The 18,846-nt window shown below is 42.7% G+C and carries 15 protein-coding genes; 9 read left to right on the top strand and 6 right to left on the bottom strand.

Features of this window, described 5'->3' with window-relative positions; translation table 11 throughout:
* Positions 1-13: 13 nt before the first annotated feature.
* Positions 14-1,024 carry an outer membrane protein assembly factor BamB family protein gene (locus ACFGVS_RS11585; RefSeq protein ID WP_439698726.1) on the top strand — a complete coding sequence of 337 codons (1,011 nt, stop codon included), beginning with the start codon at positions 14-16 and terminating at the stop codon, positions 1,022-1,024.
* Positions 1,025-1,290: 266 nt separating this feature from the next.
* Here ACFGVS_RS11585 and ACFGVS_RS11590 read toward each other — a convergent pair whose 3' ends face one another.
* The 6 genes from ACFGVS_RS11590 to ACFGVS_RS11615 form a co-directional block, all read right to left on the bottom strand.
* Positions 1,291-1,881, bottom strand: coding sequence for a cysteine hydrolase family protein (locus ACFGVS_RS11590; RefSeq protein WP_439698727.1), 591 nt, complete (start codon positions 1,879-1,881; stop codon positions 1,291-1,293).
* A gap of 171 nt (positions 1,882-2,052) precedes the next feature.
* Positions 2,053-2,904 carry a helix-turn-helix domain-containing protein gene (locus tag ACFGVS_RS11595; RefSeq protein ID WP_439698728.1) on the bottom strand — a complete coding sequence of 284 codons (852 nt, stop codon included), beginning with the start codon at positions 2,902-2,904 and terminating at the stop codon, positions 2,053-2,055.
* A 161-nt stretch (positions 2,905-3,065) separates the two neighbouring features.
* Positions 3,066-3,713 (bottom strand): class I SAM-dependent methyltransferase, encoded by a 648-nt coding sequence (locus ACFGVS_RS11600; RefSeq protein WP_439698729.1) that lies wholly within the window; start codon positions 3,711-3,713, stop codon positions 3,066-3,068.
* 97 nt (positions 3,714-3,810) lie between these two features.
* Positions 3,811-4,563, bottom strand: a complete 753-nt coding sequence (locus ACFGVS_RS11605) for a helix-turn-helix domain-containing protein (RefSeq protein WP_439698730.1) — start codon at positions 4,561-4,563, stop codon at positions 3,811-3,813.
* Between the two features lie 216 nt (positions 4,564-4,779).
* Positions 4,780-6,999: a tetratricopeptide repeat-containing sensor histidine kinase gene (locus tag ACFGVS_RS11610; protein ID WP_439698731.1), complete on the bottom strand. Its 2,220-nt coding sequence runs from the start codon at positions 6,997-6,999 to the stop codon at positions 4,780-4,782.
* Between the two features lie 336 nt (positions 7,000-7,335).
* Positions 7,336-8,205 carry a winged helix-turn-helix domain-containing protein gene (locus ACFGVS_RS11615; RefSeq protein ID WP_274212304.1) on the bottom strand — a complete coding sequence of 290 codons (870 nt, stop codon included), beginning with the start codon at positions 8,203-8,205 and terminating at the stop codon, positions 7,336-7,338.
* A 132-nt stretch (positions 8,206-8,337) separates the two neighbouring features.
* Here ACFGVS_RS11615 and ACFGVS_RS11620 point away from each other — a divergent pair, with 132 nt between their 5' ends.
* The 8 genes from ACFGVS_RS11620 (at position 8,338) to ACFGVS_RS11655 (ending at position 18,731) form a co-directional block, all read left to right on the top strand.
* A complete protein-coding gene (locus ACFGVS_RS11620; RefSeq protein WP_439698733.1) occupies positions 8,338-8,952 on the top strand; it encodes a YceI family protein in 615 nt (204 codons plus the stop codon).
* A 235-nt stretch (positions 8,953-9,187) separates the two neighbouring features.
* Complete coding sequence (locus tag ACFGVS_RS11625; protein ID WP_439698735.1) at positions 9,188-13,117, top strand: response regulator; 3,930 nt, start codon at positions 9,188-9,190, stop codon at positions 13,115-13,117.
* A 146-nt stretch (positions 13,118-13,263) separates the two neighbouring features.
* Positions 13,264-14,223 (top strand): bifunctional helix-turn-helix transcriptional regulator/GNAT family N-acetyltransferase, encoded by a 960-nt coding sequence (locus ACFGVS_RS11630; protein ID WP_439698736.1) that lies wholly within the window; start codon positions 13,264-13,266, stop codon positions 14,221-14,223.
* 38 nt (positions 14,224-14,261) lie between these two features.
* Complete coding sequence (locus ACFGVS_RS11635) at positions 14,262-15,209, top strand: ketopantoate reductase family protein (protein WP_439698737.1); 948 nt, start codon at positions 14,262-14,264, stop codon at positions 15,207-15,209.
* 76 nt (positions 15,210-15,285) lie between these two features.
* A complete protein-coding gene (locus ACFGVS_RS11640; protein ID WP_274212299.1) occupies positions 15,286-16,176 on the top strand; it encodes a helix-turn-helix domain-containing protein in 891 nt (296 codons plus the stop codon).
* Positions 16,177-16,256: 80 nt separating this feature from the next.
* Positions 16,257-16,994, top strand: coding sequence for an SDR family oxidoreductase (locus ACFGVS_RS11645; protein ID WP_439698738.1), 738 nt, complete (start codon positions 16,257-16,259; stop codon positions 16,992-16,994).
* Positions 16,995-17,288: 294 nt separating this feature from the next.
* The gene (locus tag ACFGVS_RS11650; RefSeq protein WP_439698739.1) at positions 17,289-18,164 is read left to right on the top strand and encodes a diacylglycerol/lipid kinase family protein; all 876 of its coding nucleotides are present in this window, start codon (positions 17,289-17,291) and stop codon (positions 18,162-18,164) included.
* Between the two features lie 15 nt (positions 18,165-18,179).
* Positions 18,180-18,731 (top strand): protein-tyrosine phosphatase family protein, encoded by a 552-nt coding sequence (locus ACFGVS_RS11655; protein WP_274212296.1) that lies wholly within the window; start codon positions 18,180-18,182, stop codon positions 18,729-18,731.
* The last annotated feature ends 115 nt before the right edge of the window (positions 18,732-18,846 follow it).

Consider the following 18,846-nt stretch of genomic DNA (forward strand, 5'->3'; position numbering starts at 1 on the left):
CGGGACAATAGATATGAAATCATTAATATTGATACTGCTTTTTATGGCAGGATGTGGTCTTAAAAACCAAAAAATGAGTGATAAAAATAGAAATATAATTTCCAGCTCATTAACTATATCAGGTCCCCTGTTAACATATTCAACCTGGTCAAACGAGATTGTTGTTGAAAATTTAAAATTGAAAAAAATAGTATTTACTAAAAAAATTATCAGCACCTGTTATGCACAACCTGTTTTAATCGAAAACAAACTTTACTTTCCAATAGCTGATTCTATTTTTACATGTGTTGATATAGTTACGTCTAAAACTATTTGGAATACCCCTTTAGGTGGTAGATGCAGTGAGTTTCATATGATTGATAATTCAATTATTGCTAATTCAAAAAGTTATGGTTTAATTGGTATTGATCCAAAGTCAGGGAAAATAAAATTTGAGTTGAGATATAAATATGGCAGCGGATGTACCATTCCCGATTTATCACCCTATAGGATGACATTTGATAAAAAAGCATTCTATGTTTGCGACTGGCAATGTAAAAACCTATCTGCTTACAATATTGAGGATGGTGAAAATTTATGGCAAAAAACGGTAGATTTTAGTAGCGGCAATATAAAGTACGTAGATGGTGTATTATTCTGGGGAAGAAATAAATTTTATAAAGAAGGACAGATCACGTTGATAGATCCAAAAAACGGGTCTGTTTTATATGAAGAACAAGCTAAATTTGAGGAGAATTTTAACCCTGTTGTTTATGCCCATAAAGTTTATTATTATTCATACGATGGGAAGCTAAATGAATTTGACGTAAAAAAAAGAAAGAACAAGGTTGTTTATGTTTTTAAAGCTGAGAATGATGTTAGTGGAAATCAAATGTATTTATTAAATGGATGTCTATATTATAGTGCTCAAGGCAATGTTTATGAACTAAGTTTAAAATTTTTTACAAATAAGTTAGTTCGAAGCAATACTAAGGATATTTATGGCGTTTATCCCGATAAAAGTAGGATTGAGTTTATACTTTAATGTAATGTCCGATTAAGCAGCTAAAAACAGAAGGCAAGGATAACTAGCAACGGGTGAATGAGGCAAAATACTGTCCAATTGTCCATAGTACTCCGCTGTTCGATTTTGCCTGTGGTCGGTGTTATCAGGCTGAATCAAGAGATTAGAGTCAAGAATCAAGACAGAGACAGCGCTGCCCCTATTTTAGCCATCCTAACAATCACTTCATCACCGACAGCACCTGCGAAACCTGCAAGTACGGCGCCATTAGTTTCCTGATTAAATTGCTAAAGAAAGTCATCGTTTTTTTTAAAAGCCTGGAGTACTTCGTCGGTATTTAAAACGGTGGCAAATTCGTTGTTAATTTGTGCCAGTGCGGTTAAATGGATGGTTTCGGCGTCGTAGTGTTCGCCTTTTATACCGCTTTTGGCAAAGGCGGCGGTAGCATCGGCCACTACAAAGGTGTGGTAGCCAAAATTGCCGGCCATACGGGCCGTGGTAGATACGCAATGCTCGGTGGTAAGCCCAACTATAACCATGGTATCGATGCCCGCAGCATCCAGCTGTTGCTGCAGATTGGTGCCGATAAAGGAGCTGTTTACCGATTTTTTGATCACCGTCTCGCCGGGCAAAGGTTTCACAATCTCTTTGTGCGCATTGCCGGGGTTACCTTCGGCCAGCAGCGAGTTGGGGTTAACCGAGCAATGCTGGATGTGGAATAGCGGCAGGCTATTTGCCCGCCAGTAATCAAGCAGTTTACGGGCATTAACTTCGGCATCCGGGTTATTGCGCTGGCCGCCCCAGTAAGGGATATTATCAAAACCCCGCTGTATATCAACAAGTATTAATGCAGGGTTGGTGTTCTGTAATGTTTTCATACCTCAAAATTGCGGCTTTGTAAGGGCCGTAATTTTGCTGTGAGGCTTTATTTGTTTGTTTTTATAAGGCCGGTTAAGTCTAAAGTACTAAGTCGTAAGTCTGAAGTTATTTTTTTGACTTAGAACTTAAGACTTTGGGCTAAAAACTATCCGTCAAATTTATGGATGACACTACACCAGTTCGTTACGCGCACTTTTAGGTGAAGCGCCGAATTTTTGCTTATAAACTTTTGAAAAATGCGAAATATTTTCGAACCCGCTGCTATAAGCTACCAGCGATACCGGATCGTTAGAGTGTTTTAACTGGTACTCGGCATACTCCAGCCGGCGGTTAAACTGCCATTTTACGGGCGTGGTATTAAAACGATCGGTAAACTCTTTTTTAAACGCGCTTACACTCCTGCCGGTGAGTTTGGCCATATCGGCTATGGATAGTTGCCTGTTAAAGTTGGTTTCCATAAAGTAAGCCAGATCAACCTTTTTATTACTTACCAGGTCTTTCAAAAACGAGGCGAAGGTTTTTGATTGATCGCCCGACAAGATTTGCAACAGCACCTGGTGGGCCGCAAACTTAACAATGCACCTGGAGTAGTTTTGTGGTTGTACAATATGCTGCATAACCTGGGCTACGTTGGCCTTTATAAATTCGGAAGTTTTAAAGGTGAAAGGGGGCAAATCGGCACTCAATTTTTCCTGTTTAAACTCGGGCACATGGCTTTCTAAAAAGTAATCAACAAACTCATTTTCCATAAAAATAAGCAGGCTGGTATAATCATCAGATGGGAACAGCTGGTAATTGCCCCGCCGCCTAAACTGGATATCGCCGGCCATTAAGTGCTGTACATAGCTGCCATACCTAACATCAATGGTACCCGTTAAAATTACCTCCAGGCAATGCGCTGTTTGCACGGTATCATCGCACCTGAAAGGGCGCTTTTTATCAATGATAATTCCGTACATATCAGACAATCGAAGCTTGATATGCGCATGATGATCAAGCAGGTCTTTAGGGATTTGTATCATCGGTACACATTAGTTTTTACTAAGCTACATTTTGAAATTTATCTTTTTTACTTTTTTGATTAATTGTAACAAAGGAATGATAAAAGCCCATGGGTGTTTACCTTAACAAAACAGACGCGCTGGCCAAACAGGTTAATCTGCTGTTTGATAAGTTGGCTTTACTATTTTGACGGTAAAGGCTTCCGGCCGACAAATCTTATCACTAATCCTTTGCCGTTGTGGTAAATACTTTCGTTTAAAATATACTCTTCTTCTTCCAGTAACAGTATCTCGTAATCTTTAAAATCAGCTACAAGATCTTCTTTTGAAAACAGCATATTGATGTCCTTTGGGCCGCCAATATGGGGATTGTTTAACGTAAGTTGAAGGTGATTTTTGCTAAAAGCCTCAAATATAACTACCCCGCCGGGTTTTAGGCACCTATCCAGTTTTTGGTGAAACTGAGATTTTTTTTCGGCAGCAAAGTGTGCAAATATTAACCCGATGGCATCAAAACATTGCTCATCAAAGGCTAATTGCTCCAAATCGCCCACAAGGTAGGCCAGGTTTACACCGTGTTGCTGCGCCAATTGTAGGGCCTTGGCTTTACCTTCGGCACTCAGGTCAAAGGCAGTTACCTGCCAGTTCAGGGTAGCAGCAAAAACCCCGTTTCGGCCTTCGCCATCGGCAGGCATGAGTATCAGCCCGGGTTCAAATTTTTTAAGCCATTGCTCAAAAAAAGCATCGGGTGCTTTTCCGTAAGCATACTCTTCTTTTTTATAGCGGTCGTCCCATAGTTGTTTGTATTGTTCGTCCCAGGTTGGTTCCATCGTTTTTTATTTTGTTACCCAATTATTTTATTGTGCAGTACAAATATAATTTGTGCGATAGCGGAAGAGATAGGACAAAAACTCAGTTGTGTGGTACTTAACTAAAATTATACCTGAAAGCCTCGGGCGGTTGCCCGGTGTGTTTTTTAAAAAACCTGATAAAATAGGAAACATCATCATAGCCAAGCAGGCCGGCAATTTGATTTACCTGGTTGGCAGTGGCCAACAGATACCGCTTAGCCTCGAGCACGATGTGTTCATTAATTACTTGCGAACAGGTTTTACCCAATGTAATTGTGGTTATGGTGTTAAGCTGATAGGCGGATAAATTGAGTAAATCAGCATAATAGGCTACCTGTTTATGGGTAAAAACATGGGTATCTAAAAGCGCTAATAATTTTTCAAGCTGTTGCTGCGTGTACAAGCTGGCACCACTGGCAGCATCGGCTGGCTGCTGCCTTACCAATTGTATAAAAAAGATATCCATGTTGGCGCGGATTGCCTCATGGTAGCGCGGCTGTTTATCGGTATACTCCTGCAGAATGCAAGCCAGGCTATTGTACAATTTTTGAAAACCTTTGTCGCCGGGTTGATAATGGTTTATACTGCCGGCGCTTTGCAACACAAGGTCAGCTGCCTTACCATTCGCTAAATAAAACTCGCCGCTGAATTGCATTAGGTACCCCGTGCTGCCGGCCTTTAAAACCAGTTTATGCACCTGCCCCGGCCGCATAAAAAAAACGGATTTGTCGCAAATTTCATAATCGGTAAAATCAATATAATGCTGGCCACTTCCATTTTTTAGAGCAAGAACGTAAAAAAAATCATGCCGGTGAAGTTCTTGTATCATATCTGTACAGGCAAGCAAATTATCAAGCTCCCATATATTGAATAAAGCGGGAGTATCGGATTTTTTTTGTGTGGTACTGATTTGTCTTACCGGAATTCTGTCCATTTTGCTGATACCAATGCGAAGGGATGCTATTTAACAAATGTAATTACATTTTGAGGAAAATAGATCCAGGTAAGGGCTATAGCTTGTAGTGCCGGGCAAGTGTGAAATTTGCTAACCGGCCTCGGTTGTTTCAAGGTTAGCCGCCGGTTGCAGCGGGATAACAAAAAAGAATTTAGTGCCAACGCCTTCTTCGCTTGTTACCCAGATGCGGCCGTTACATTTCTCTACCAGGTCTTTACAAAATAGCAGGCCCATGCCTGTGCCCGATTCATTGAGCGTACCGGTTTTACTGGTCATCTGGCTTTTAAAAAGTTGGTTTACCCGCGCAGGCGGCATGCCCATACCTGTGTCGCTTACGGTTACCAGTACGTTGTCGCCATCCTTAACGGCCGATACTTCGATAACATCCCCCCCGCCCGAAAACTTAATAGCATTGGTAATTAAATTCCTTACAACTATCCTTACCGAGTTAGGATCGGCAAGGGCCAATAGTTCTTTGTTGCCGCCACAAATCATGGTAATACCCTTTCTTGAAGCCTGTTCGGTATGGTTTTCAGATTCTGATTTTACAATATCGTAAATTAAAAAACTTTGGCCCGAGGTGTTGAAGTTTTCCAGCTGGCTGTTGATCCAGAACAGGAGCGTATCCAGAAAATCGGATGTATATTCAAGCTTTTGTATTACAGAGGGGATCATCCGGAGCATTTCCTCGTGGCTTATAGATTCGTCTGACAGCAGATCGAACAGGCCGCGCAACGTGCTTAGTGGCGACCGAAGGTCATGCGCCAATATGGATATCAGCTTGTCTTTTAATTTATTAAGGTCATTCAGCTTTTCGGCCTGTTCATCTATACTAACTTTTTGCTCTACAACTTCCTGGTTTTTGTGTTTAAGCTGGGTATTTATTTTTAACTGCTGCTGCTTTTGCCGGTAATACTGGTATGCTATTAACAATACTGCGGCTATAATGATAAAAAATATGAGGTTTAACAAGTCCTTATCGTGCAGCTTTTGCTGATACAGTAAGGCGCTTGCTTTTTGCTGCAGCATTTGTTGCCGCTGCTTTTCGGCATAGTTATATTGGGTAATATACAGGGTAAATTTTTGAACGCTTTCATCCTTCCGGAAGGTGCGCTTCATTTTGTCGAAATCCTTTTGGGCAACAAATGCTTCCTTGTATAATTTTAAGCCGCCAAGCGTTTCAATCAATTGAACTGCGGCGTTTGTACGCAGCAAAACGCTGCCAAAACGGTCGGCAAGCGTTTTGGCCTGCAGGGCAAAACCGTATGCTTTGGAGTAATCATGGTTTACATTGTAAAACAGGGCAGTATTAATTAAAGCGATGGTTTTATCGTAATCCATTTGATTATCAGTAGCAACTTTTAAAGCCTGCTGCAGGTAACTTAAAGCCTTTGGATTTTGCTTTTTATAAATATAACATACCGCCAAATCACTATAACATGTACTTATACCATCTTTATCATCCTGCTTTTGATTAATAGCAAGGGCATCTGTAAGGTATTGAATAGCCTTGTCATACTTTCCCTGGGCCATTAATACTTCGCCAATGTTTTGTTTGGCTACGGCAATCCCGCCGTCTGATTTCATTTGTGTCCACGTCTTCAGCGCCTCGGTAAAATAGGATAAGGCCTGCGGGTATATCTCCATACTTTGCAAAATAACACCGATGTTATTATAATCGGCCGATATTTTCTTTTTGTTGTGAAGCTTTGTATCGATATTAAGGGCCTTAAAATAATAATCAAGCGCGGTAGACGGGTGCCCAAGATTATCATAATTATTGCCCATGCTTAAATATAAGCGCGATAAGCCGGGTAAATCATTGGCAGCAAGTTTAATTGGCAGTGCCTTTTTGTAATAGGTTAACGCCTTTTGATAATCGCTTAACTGGTAATACAAATCGCCGTAAAGCCGGTAACAGTTGCTAATGCCCAACTGGTTATTAACCCTGGTATAAAGGGCCATACTCTCCTCAAGGTTTTTTATTACCGTTTTGTATTTTGATTGACTGATGTATACTGCAGTAACAGCCAGCAGCCCATCGGCAATGCCGGTGCTATAGTTTATACGACGCGAAATTTGGGTTGCCTTTTGCCCGTAATAAATGGTACTATCGGGATAGTATGAGGTATAAACGACAGCCAGTTCATTCAAATAGTTTATAAGAGCCGTATCATTTACCTGCTTTTTGGCCGCGATAGATTTGAGTAATTCGTTACGCAGGCTATCCGGTTTTGCTTTATGACGATAGGCCTGGCAAAAATTGCACAAAAAAAGCGACAAAATACTAAGCCATATTTTGGTATTCATTCAATCAAAAAAAATATAATCAGGGTTATGCAGCAAAGCCATTTTAAGCGGTATTACAAGCACCATTATCTTATTTAGACAGTTGCTTATTAGGTTTTTACGATTAAATGACTTTTAAGTTATAAATATATAATTTAAATTTATTAATTAGTTGGCATTGGCACTATTTGGTTGCAGATAAATAGCTTATAAATGTCGCCGCCAAGAGAGATGGCAGGTAACGGAAAAACGCCGAGCTCCTGACGGCCGTGGCAAAACAATAGCCGCCACAGCGTAAATTTGCAGTTTTATTCAATATAAATACCTGGGAAAAATGAAAGGAGCCGCAGTATGTAATTACTCGCCAATTTCCAGTTTATACCCCCTGCCGTGGATATTTGTCAGCTGGATTGAAGAATCATTTTCCAATTTCTTTCTTAGCTTTGAAATAAACATATCCAGGCTTCTGCCTACAATTACGCCCTCGTCTTCCCAAATTTCTTTTTGAAGCCGGCCTCTTTCAATAATTACATTTGGCGATCGGGCGAAGATCAGCAGCAGCTTATTTTCTTTTACGGTGAGTGCGGTTGTAACTCCGGCAGCTATAATTTGCCGGTTACCGGGATCAAAAATGGAATTGCCAAGTTTAAAACTATCAACACCGGCAAACGTTGCTGTAACTTTATTTTTCCTGGTTTTAACCGATTGCGAAAATATCAGCCCTATAAAGGCCAGGAAAGGCAAACCGCCTAATAAATAAGCTTTTTGTGCGGCTGTAATACGCCGGCCCTCAAATTTCAGGTTAATAAGGTAACAGCTTTTGGGTTGCCTGCGGCCCAGGCAGGGCACAATATTATCCTGCCGGTTACCAGATATCATATAGCCAAATATGACATCCTTTCCGGTACATTTTAATACAGTCACAATGTAGTTATGTGCCAGCTTATCTTTTGCCAGCGAGCGGCTTATTATTTTTACAAGCGAATCGGGCTCAAAGGCAAACTCGTTTTCAAACCTTACCTGGTATTCGTTTTCGGCTATTTTTTTAACAGGCAACACCCGTGACGTGCTATCGCCCGAATGCAAAAGTACCTCATGCCCTATCTTGCGGAGCATTACCTGCTGCCTGGCCAAATCAAAATCGTCATTACCGGTTAAACTAAAAGCCGCACAAATAGCGGTTGTAAATAGTAGTACCGTAAACCCCAAAAGATACCTGGTTTTCATATTCAAGCTTGTTTTATAACCGGCCATATCCATAAACGGTTGAATTTACAAAGTTTACGCTTTTATTTACAATGTTTATAATCATAAACTTACTGTACGTGAATAGGTTTGCAGCATCAAATTTATAATGCTATGATCAATAAACCCGCAATTATCCTGTTCCTGACTATGTTTCACCTTGCTGCTTACGCGCAGCAAACTTACCAGTTGGACGCTAAGAAAAGTAAAATTTTATGGAATACCCGTAATACCATGGGCGGGCACAACGGCTACCTGCTTTTTAATACCGGCAACCTCAATTATTCGCCCGCGGGCGAACCAACGGACGGCTCCTTCAATATGGATATGAACAGCATACGCAGCGTTGACCATGCAGTTGCTGCCGAAAACCAAAAAGTAGATAAGGAGTTAAGAAAACCGGGTTTTTTTGATATAGAAAAACATCCCGGCGCTATCATGAACGTCAGGCAAATTAACGCTACCGGTAACGCCGGCATTTATAAAGTATCTGGCAGCCTTACCATAAAAGGCATTACCAACCCCATTGAGTTTGTAGCAGCTATCCGGAAAAAGGGGAATACTGTTATTGCAAAAGCCGACCTTGAAATACACCGGCTAAAGTGGAATATCGACCTTCAACCCGAACCCAAAGCATGGGACTTTTTCTCGGCCGTTAAAGATAAAATGATTGCCGATGAAATTGTGGTTTCATTAAACCTGGTATTTAATAACATTGCAGGTAAATAAAAAAATATCCGGTCCAGGTCGGGTTTCTATCTGTAGCCCGAGCTTTTTTTCTGATAGCCCCCGGGTTGATGGGTATCGACTTGGGTATCACTAAACAGAGAAATTACTACAAATTTCATTTATTTAATTAACCCGCAGTCGGCTCGGCTTCAAATTTAAACAAATGACCTACAGCTAAATTTAGTATTTTTGTCATAGATTTATTGGACGAAAACTACTAAACTTGATAACCGGCATGCCGAATCCCGAACTAAAAAAAGAACAATTGAACAGCCCGGCCCATGATCAGCTGTTCCGTTCTTTTAGCGAACCGGGATTTGAATCTATCGCCCGCCTGGCTTCCATCACGTGCGGAACGCCAATAGCGCTGGTTTCCCTGCTCGACGAAAACAACGATTGGTCACATGCTAAAACATTCCCCGGGTCACCTGAGGCCCTGGGTTACTTGGCTTTTTGCAACCATATCTTAAAGGAGCAGTCGCCGTTTGAAGTTCGGGATACCCAGCACGATGAATGTTTTAAATCAAACGCGCTGGCAGATGGCAGCCACCCAATCAGGTTTTTCGCAGCGCAGCCTTTGATCAGTCCCGAAGACAAAACCCTGGGTGCTTTAAGTCTGTTAGGATACGAACCGAAACAGCTTTCGGAGATACAACAGGAATCATTACGCCTGTTGGCGCAAGAGGCAGCCACGTTAGTAACAGACCGCCTGCAAAAACAGGAACTTCAAAGTTTTGAAAAGCTGTTTAATTTATCGGCCGACCTGATTTGCATCGCCGGAACAGATGGATATTTTAAAAGGATTAACCCCGCTTTTGAATCAACTTTTGGATGGGACGATGCCTATATTTTAGCTACCCCCTACCTGGAACTGGTGCACCCCGACGACTTGCAAGCCGCCGAAGAGGAAGTGACAGGAATGATATCGGATAAAAAAGTACGACAGGTAACCTACCGTACCAGGACTAAATCCGGAATATACAAATCCATCCGCTGGGAAACCACGCCCGACCCCAATACCGGCAACCTATTTTGCATAGGGCGCGATGTAACCGACGAGAAATTAAAGGAGCAGCAACTGGCCATCAGCGAGGAAAGGCTGCGCGTTTTTTTTGAGAACTCGCAGGGGCTCATGTGCACTCATGACCTATCTGGCCGTTTCCTGTCGGTAAATATGGCCGGGGCTTCGCTTTTGGGTTATACGCTTGCCGAAATTTTAACTTTAAGTTTGTTTGATATTGTACCACCTAATCGGCATCCGCAGTTAACCGCGTACTTAAAAGAGATAAAGGAAAAAGGGGGCGCCAGGGGCCAGATGGTTACCCGGCACAAGGATGGCAGCCCCCGGATCTGGATGTTTAGCAACATACTTGAACAACAGGGAAACCAGCCATACGTAATAGGTAATGCCATTGATATTACCGAAAAACACTTCCTGGAAAGAAACCTGGAGCGCACCCGGCAAATGCTGGAAGAAACCGGCAAGGTAGCCCGGATAGGTGGCTGGGAATATAATGTGCAGCGGCAAAAAATTGAATGGACAACGGTTACCAAACAGATATATGGCGTGCCCGCCGATTACGAACCTGATTTGAGCGGCATCATCAATTTTTATAAAGCAGGCGAAAGCCGGGATAAAATTTCGGCCGCTGCTAACCTTGCGATGGCCGAAGGCCCACCCTGGGACCTGGAGATACAAATTGTAACCCCGGCCGGCGAAGAGCTTTGGGTAAGGAGTTTAGGCCAGGCCGAATTTGCCAACGGCATTTGCCAACGGCTGTTTGGCACCATCCAGGATATTGAACAGCAAAAAAAAGCGGAGACCGAATTACTGAACGAAAAAGCCATTTTATCGGCTTTTGTTGAACATTCGCCTTCGCCTATTGCTATGGCCGATATAAATATGCGGTTTATAGCCGTGAGCAGGCAATATTTGCAGGATTATGGCTTAGGAAACCGTAACATTATCGGCTTAACACCCTATGAAGTATTTGGCCCTGCCAGCGAAACAAACCGGGCAACACACCAAAGGGTTTTAAACGGCGAGGTAATAAGGCGCGAGGAAGTGCGGGTTAAATTGCCCGGGATGCCGGAAGAACAATACCTTAACATTGAAATGCGGCCCTGGTACCGGTTTGATGGGGCAATAGGCGGCATCATGACCTCGTCCGAGATTATCACCTCCATTGTGAAGCAAAGGGATGAACTGAAGGAAGCCAAACAACTGGCAGATGAGGCCAGTATTGCCAAATCGGAATTCCTGGCCAATATGAGCCATGAAATCCGGACGCCGTTAAATGGTGTTATCGGATTTACCGACCTTGTTTTAAAAACGCAGCTGAACGAAACCCAGCACCAGTATCTTTCCATTGTCAACCAATCGGCCAATGCCTTATTAAGCATTATTAATGATATCCTGGATTTTTCAAAAATCGAAGCAGGGAAACTGGAACTGGACATCGAAAAATGCGACTTGTACGATATCGGTTCGCAATCAACAGATATTATAACCTACCAGGTTCAAAAAAAGGGGCTGGAAATGCTCCTGAACATATCTTATAACCTCCCCAGATTTATGTGGGTAGATTCGGTGCGGCTGAAACAAATCCTGATTAACCTGCTCAGCAACGCAGCGAAGTTTACAGCAACGGGCGAGATTGAGTTAAAGATAGAGGAAGTAGCACCAACAACACCGGTACCCGGTACTACGTTACGCTTTAGTGTAAGGGATACCGGTATTGGGATAAAACCCGAAAAACAGGAAAAAATATTTGAAGCCTTTTCACAGGAAGATGGGTCGACCACCAAAAAATATGGCGGCACAGGTTTAGGCCTCACCATTTCTAATAAACTCCTGGGGTTAATGAACAGCAAACTGCAGCTGGAAAGTTCACCGGGTAAAGGCAGCACTTTTTATTTTGATATCCATGTACAAACCGAACAGGGCGAGCCCGTTAGCTGGGAAAACATTGGTCTGATTAAAAAAGTACTTGTTGTTGATGACAACGACAACAACCGGCTAATCATCAAACAAATGCTGTTGTTGCGGCAAATTTTAACCACAGAGGCAAAAAATGGCTTCGAAGCCTTACAGCTACTGGCGGCCGGCGAGTGTTATGATGTAATTGTGATGGATTACCATATGCCCTATATGGATGGGCTGGAAACTATCAAAAAAATTCGCGAAAGCTTTAGCGATTCGCCAACCGGCCAGCCTATTATTTTATTACACAGTTCATCTGACGATGAAAAGATGATCAGGTCATGCGAAGAATTGAAGGTGAACCACCGGATGGTGAAACCCATCAAAACCGAGGATATATATAACGCCTTATCCCGTTTGCATCAGAAAACTACCATCGAAACTAAGCCTGATGAACCCGCTGCAACTGTTGCTGAATTAACCGGCAACCTAACCATCCTGGTTGCCGAGGATAACGCTGTGAATATGTTGCTTGCCAAAACCATCATCCGCCGGATTGCCCCGAATGCCTTGGTACTGGAAGCCGGGAATGGTTTGGAAGCCCTTGCCTGTTGCCGGTTACACCGGCCCGATTTGATTTTAATGGATGTCCAGATGCCGGAGATGAATGGGTACGAAGCCACCCGGCAAATCCGTGCAATACAGCATGGCCGCCAAATACCTATTATTGCCTTAACGGCTGGCAATGTAAAAAGCGAAAGGGAAAAATGCCTGGAAGCAGGGATGGACGATTTTGTTGTTAAGCCAGTAGTTGAAGAAACCATATTGGCTGTGTTTCAAAAGTGGCTGCATTCCTTTGGCTCCTCCGAAGCGCCCGAACCAGGTCCGGATTTACCGGTTAGCACACCTGTACACTTTGACGTACAACATGTAAGGAGCTATTTTGGTGATGACGATGAGATTTTAAAGGAATTACTTAGCCTGACAAAAGTTGAGTTAACAGAGTCAATTTCAATGTTACAATTAGACTTGAAGGCCGGTGATTTGAAAAAATTAAATTTACATGGCCATAAACTGTACGGCACCGCGGTAACAGCCGGCTTAAACCACCTGGCCAAACTGGCCAGGGAACTGGAGCATATGCCTGTTTTTATACTCGAAAACACACAAAACCTCGTAAACGAAATTGAGGAAGAGATTAGGCTGATTATTGGCTTGTTAGAAAAGGAAATAACAAGCTAATTATCAACTCATTTGTGCCTCTCAACAGGGTGATGTAGTCCGCATTTACCGGCTGTCTACTATTTTAAACCACTATTTGATACCTTTTAATTTATTGGTTTAATTATATTTTGCAAATTACGTAACTAATTACGTAATTTGTTTTAATGGAAAATTCATTCTTTAATTCAGTTGGAAAAGCGGGCATTGGCAGCAGGCTGCGCATGCTCCAGGAAAAGATTACGGACGATGCTGCAAACATTTACCGGATGTTCGGAATTGACATGCAGCCCAAGTGGTTTCCTGTTTTTTATACCTTATCACAAGGGAGCTTCACCATAACCGAAATTGCCCAGCATATTGGGCACTCCCACCCTTCTGTCAGCAAAATTGTATCCGAGATGGTGAAGAAGGGACTGGTAACGGAAGGTAAAGACGCCAATGACGGCCGCAGGAATGTACTGTCGTTATCTGACAAGGGAAAACAGGTTAATGAAAAGCTGCAGTACCAGTTGGTTGATGTTAAAAACGCGGTAGAAGGCATTTTGGATAATACGCGGCATAACCTGTGGGAGGCCATCGGCGAGTGGGAATTTATGCTCGAACAAAAATCGCTGTTAAAGCGGGTTCAGGACGAGAAAAAATTAAGAGAGGGCCGCGACGTTACGATTGTACCTTTTGAAGAGCAATATAGTAAAGCATTCCGCGAACTTAACGTGGAGTGGATAAGCACCTACTTTAAAATGGAAGAAAAAGACTACCAATCGCTCGACCATCCGCAGGAATACATTTTAAACAAAGGCGGCGAAATACTGGTTGCCCTGTACAAAGGCGAACCCGTGGGCGTGTGTGCATTGCTAAAAATGGACGATCCCGAATATGATTATGAATTGGCAAAAATGGCGGTTTCGCCCAAAGCACATGGCAAAGGCATAGGATGGTTGTTGGGCAAAGCTATTGCCGAACGCGCCAAAGCCCGGGGTGGCAACACGCTATACCTGGAAAGTAATACCATGCTTAAACAAGCCATCAGCCTGTATCAAAAGTTAGGATTTAAAAAAGTGATTGGCCGGTTTACGCCTTACGAGCGTTGCAATATCCAGATGGAATTGCAGCTGAATAACTAATGAGGATGTTCTATTAAAACTATACAAATTAAAACGTTATGGAATCAGTATCTGAGCAAACTATAAAGGTTGATACAAACATATACATTATAGGCAATGGCGTTGTTGCCAAGGCTTTGGCAGTGGCCCTAACCCTAAAAGGTAAAAAGGTTACCATTCTGCGCGGCAGCGTTGATGATCAGCCGACCAGCCGCGAATTGCTGGAGATAGAAACGGAAAATAATACCCTGCAGGCCGAAGTAACCATCAGCACCCTAAATAATTATACGCAGCTTGATGGGCTTATCCTTTTAACCAACAAATCATTCGGCAATCAGGAACTGGCCGAAAAGCTCAAATTCAAAGCGAAGCATTCACCAGTCGTATTCCTTCAAAACGGACTTCATATTGAAGATAGTTTTATCGACGCGGGCTTTACCGAATTATACCGGTGTGTACTATTTGTAACCAGTCAATCGGTTTCAACCAATAAAGTAAGGTTCAGGCCGGTTGCATCATCACCCATAGGGGTTATTAAAAGCTCATTTGATAACCTGGATAGTATTGTTGATGAACTGAATACCGATGTATTTTCATTTAGGGCCGAGGCGAACATCCAAACGGTGATCTGGAAAAAAGCGATCAGCAATTGCGTATTTAATTCGATATGCCCATTGCTTGAGATTGATAATGGGGTATTTCACCGCAATGAAGCAGCCTTGCAGATTGCTAAAACTGTAATTGCTGAATGCGTTGCGGTAGCCAACCAGAACAACATCCGGCTAACAGAGCACGACGTACTTGAAAATGTACTGACAATCAGTAAAATGTCCGACGGGCAAAAGATATCTACCTACCAGGATATCCTCAACAAACGGGAAACAGAGATTGAAACGTTAAATTTTGCAGTAGCCAAAGTAGCACAGGTGTCTGGCAGCGCTAAAGTTCCGGTTACCACTTTATTAGGCGAAATGACAAAACTTAAGTCGGAGCTGTTTAGGATGTAGGGCTTGCCTTATCAACATGTGCATAGCTAATATCGCTTAGGTTTGAATTTCATAAATTAGTCAATAGCTTTACATCATGAGCAAAACTAAAATTACAACCCAGCCCTTTAGTGATTTTATCCCCGCTTTGAAAATAACCGACCAGTTTACCGTGTATGAACGTAAAGAATTTGCGCGAAAAACGGTACCGTATAACCGCAGGGACTTTTATAAAGTATCGCTCACGCTAAGTACCGGCACGTTGTACTATGCAGACAAAGCGGTTAACATAGACAGGCCTGCCCTAATATTTTCTAACCCGAGGGTGCCTTATGCCTGGGAAGGAATTTGTGAATCGCAGGAAGGCTTCTTTTGTTTATTTAGCGAAGATTTTTTAAAAGGAAATAACCGAGATTTAAATCTGCAGGATACGCCGCTGTTTAAAATTGGTAGCGACCCGGTTTTCTTTGTCGACTCTGCGCAGCTCGAATATATCAGCGGGATATTTCAAAATATGCTCCGGGAGTTCAAATCAGACTATATTTATAAAATAGATCTGTTACGCAACCACTTGAATTTGTTATTACACGAGGCCCTTAAAATGCAGCCATCGGTTAACTATTTTAAGCCGCAAAATGCATTGGTGCGCGTCGCTTCTCTTTTTATGGAATTATTAGAGCGGCAATTCCCAGTTGATACTCCCCAGTGCCAGTTAAAATTGCGTACCGCCAATGATTACGCGCTGCATTTATCCGTACATGTCAATTACCTGAACCGCGCCGTAAAAGAAGTAACGGGCAAAACAACAACTGAGCATTTAACAGAACGGATGGTGATGGAAGCCAAAGCGCTGTTGCTGCATACAGACTGGAGTATTAATGATATTGCTTACAGCCTGGGTTACGAGTACCCTACTTATTTTAATAATTTTTTCAAAAAGCAAACCAGGGTAACGCCAAGCTCACTAAGGCAGCCAAATTTGGTTTGAATTTCTTAGTTTCTGGTTTGATAACCTTTAACACACCCGCTTAATTAGTGGCGACCTTTGTATGATCAAAACAAAAAATAATGGATCATATTAAAGGAAAAGTAATTGTAATTACCGGTGCAAGCAGCGGCATAGGGCATGCAACCGCCCTGTTGCTTGCCAAAAAAGGCGCCATTGTTGTTCTTGGCGCTCGCAGCCTTGATAAGCTTGAGCAACTGGCCAGCCAAATTAAAGCCGAAGGAGGCCAGGCCACTTATGCAGCTATCGATGTAACCCAACGGCAACACCTGGAAAAACTTGTAGCCCTGGCGCTTGCTACGTACGGCAAGCTGGATGTACTTATAAACAATGCAGGCATAGCACCCATCTCCCTGCTGGATGAATTACAGGTTGAGGATTGGGATATGATGATAGACGTTAACATTAAAGGCGTGTTGTACGGCATAGCGGCGGCGCTGCCCGTTTTTCGTAAACAGGGCTTTGGCCATATTATAAATACAGCCTCGACAGCCGCGCTAAAAGTTACACCTGCCGCGGCTGTTTACTCCGGAACAAAATTTGCCGTGCGCGCCATCTCGGAGGGATTACGCCAGGAAGCCGGCCCCAATTTACGTGTCACTATAATTACACCTGGAATCATAAAAACCAATCTTGTTGATTCGATAGCCAGCCCCGGCATCAAAGCGCAAATAGCCGAAGCAATGGATAGCATCGCCATCTCGCCGGATGCCATTGCGCGGGCTATGGCCTATGCCATAGAGCAGCCTGCCGATGTTGATATAAGCGAGATTGTGGTGCGCCCCACAGCACAGGTTTAAGACGTTTACAGCAGCAGTTGAAATTTAAAGCATGTTACAAAAGGATAATAGAAAAGGGTCGTTACAAAACCATCCTCTTCTATTACCTTCTATTGTGAAAATTTTACCTAAGCTTAAGCCCAACATTTTTATTGCAGGTGGATTATTGATAGTAATGAGTAGCTTTTACTACTCAGGCCGAATAGGAGATTGAAAAATAATTGCATGGCGTTTTTGATAGCATTCCTTCACTGCTTCCGTCAAATAAATCAAACTATTACCTATCTTCCGTGTTGAAAAGCCGAAGGTTAAGCAATGAAATTTAAACACATCCACTTTATTATCAACCCGGCATCAGGTAAGGAAGAGCCTATACTCACCTACATAAACCAGGTTTTTGATGGTAGTACCACCAAATGGGATATATCCGTTACTCAGCGCCACAAAAACCCCGGTAATATTGCAAAAAAACTTATCGGCAAAACTGATTTAATTGTGGTGTATGGCGGTGATGGATCTGTAACGGATACGGCCGGCGCTTTACATGGAACAGATACACCAATGGCCATCATTCCTGGCGGCACGGCCAACGTTATGGCAAAACAGCTGCAAATTCCGTTGGATAGTATTTCTGCTCTTGAACTCATAAAAAGCCACCACAAATTAAAAGCTGTTGACATGGGCCTGGTAAACGGACATCCTTTTTTATTACGGGTTAACCTGGGTATTATGGCCGATATGATTTTACAGGCAGGCCGCGGGCTGAAAGATACCATTGGCCAGCTGGCCTACGGTTATACCGCTATTAAAACCATGGTAAATGCCACCCCGGTAACATACAAGCTGAAGATAGATGGTAAGGAGATAGAAGAAACGGCCGTTTCGCTCACGATAACCAATTCGGGCAATATTGGCTTTGCCGGCTTAGATATGCTGCCCGGCATCAGTATAACAGATGGCTTGCTGGATGTAATACTGATGGGCGACAACGATTTAACATCTGTGTTAAAAATTGCCGGCAACACCTTGCTGCAAAACCAAACCGAAGCTTTAAAGCATTGGCGGTGCAAAAATATAGTTATACAAATGGATGCCGAACAGGCATTTATCCGTGATGATTGCGAACAAAAGGCAAAAAAGTTAGCCATTAAAGTTGTTCCGGCAGCTATCAATATAGTAGTGCCGCGTTAAAAACAGCAAAACAATATGCTTGCAAAAATTAAAAGTATTTTAAAGGTAGTTTATTTATCGGCCCAAATGGCTTATGATAATGCGTACCGCATAATAACCGGGCTCCCTCAGCTTAAGCGATGCCAGATAACCGCTAACCTGTACTTAGGCAGCCAATATAATTTGGTGGGTTTGCGCAAACTAAAATCTTTGGGTGTTACAGCTATTATAAATATGCGGATGCATTCCATCTATACCGGCGCCCAATATAAGGGTTTTCGTTACCTGCATTTACCCACACCCGATAATACCCCACCGCCACTTGATGTATTAAAGGAAGGCGCCAATTTTGCCGATGCAGCCATAAAAAGCGGTGGCAAGGTATACATCCATTGCCGCCAGGGCCTTGGCCGCGGACCAACCATGACTATTGCCTATTTACTTAAAACGGGGTTAACTTTTGACGATGCCCTTGCGATGGTAAAAAAAGTGCGCACCTTTATTAACCCCCGTAAAAGCCAGGTTGAAGTATTAAAGCAACTGGAACAATTTTACCAGGAGCACCCGGCCGAGCAAAGCATTATTTAAGTAACACAGCCCTGCGAGAGCGTCATCGCGAGTGAATATCAGCTTATGCTGAAAAAATCGGTAATGAAGTACAAAGAAATGTAGTTAAATCAATGAACTAAACTCCCGTCATTGC

This window comes from Mucilaginibacter sediminis (assembly GCF_051903035.1).
GTDB lineage: Bacteria > Bacteroidota > Bacteroidia > Sphingobacteriales > Sphingobacteriaceae > Mucilaginibacter.

What these genes read in the sequence shown, in the direction of transcription:
- ACFGVS_RS11585 (WP_439698726.1), top strand. Translation starts at nt 14, where the DNA reads ATGAAATCATTAATATTGATACTGCTTTTTATGGCAGGATGTGGTCTT.
- ACFGVS_RS11590 (WP_439698727.1), bottom strand. Translation starts at nt 1,881, where the DNA reads ATGAAAACATTACAGAACACCAACCCTGCATTAATACTTGTTGATATA.
- ACFGVS_RS11595 (WP_439698728.1), bottom strand. Translation starts at nt 2,904, where the DNA reads ATGATACAAATCCCTAAAGACCTGCTTGATCATCATGCGCATATCAAG.
- ACFGVS_RS11600 (WP_439698729.1), bottom strand. Translation starts at nt 3,713, where the DNA reads ATGGAACCAACCTGGGACGAACAATACAAACAACTATGGGACGACCGC.
- ACFGVS_RS11605 (WP_439698730.1), bottom strand. Translation starts at nt 4,563, where the DNA reads ATGATACAAGAACTTCACCGGCATGATTTTTTTTACGTTCTTGCTCTA.
- ACFGVS_RS11610 (WP_439698731.1), bottom strand. Translation starts at nt 6,999, where the DNA reads ATGAATACCAAAATATGGCTTAGTATTTTGTCGCTTTTTTTGTGCAAT.
- ACFGVS_RS11615 (WP_274212304.1), bottom strand. Translation starts at nt 8,205, where the DNA reads ATGAAAACCAGGTATCTTTTGGGGTTTACGGTACTACTATTTACAACC.
- ACFGVS_RS11620 (WP_439698733.1), top strand. Translation starts at nt 8,338, where the DNA reads ATGATCAATAAACCCGCAATTATCCTGTTCCTGACTATGTTTCACCTT.
- ACFGVS_RS11625 (WP_439698735.1), top strand. Translation starts at nt 9,188, where the DNA reads ATGCCGAATCCCGAACTAAAAAAAGAACAATTGAACAGCCCGGCCCAT.
- ACFGVS_RS11630 (WP_439698736.1), top strand. Translation starts at nt 13,264, where the DNA reads ATGGAAAATTCATTCTTTAATTCAGTTGGAAAAGCGGGCATTGGCAGC.
- ACFGVS_RS11635 (WP_439698737.1), top strand. Translation starts at nt 14,262, where the DNA reads ATGGAATCAGTATCTGAGCAAACTATAAAGGTTGATACAAACATATAC.
- ACFGVS_RS11640 (WP_274212299.1), top strand. Translation starts at nt 15,286, where the DNA reads ATGAGCAAAACTAAAATTACAACCCAGCCCTTTAGTGATTTTATCCCC.
- ACFGVS_RS11645 (WP_439698738.1), top strand. Translation starts at nt 16,257, where the DNA reads ATGGATCATATTAAAGGAAAAGTAATTGTAATTACCGGTGCAAGCAGC.
- ACFGVS_RS11650 (WP_439698739.1), top strand. Translation starts at nt 17,289, where the DNA reads ATGAAATTTAAACACATCCACTTTATTATCAACCCGGCATCAGGTAAG.
- ACFGVS_RS11655 (WP_274212296.1), top strand. Translation starts at nt 18,180, where the DNA reads ATGCTTGCAAAAATTAAAAGTATTTTAAAGGTAGTTTATTTATCGGCC.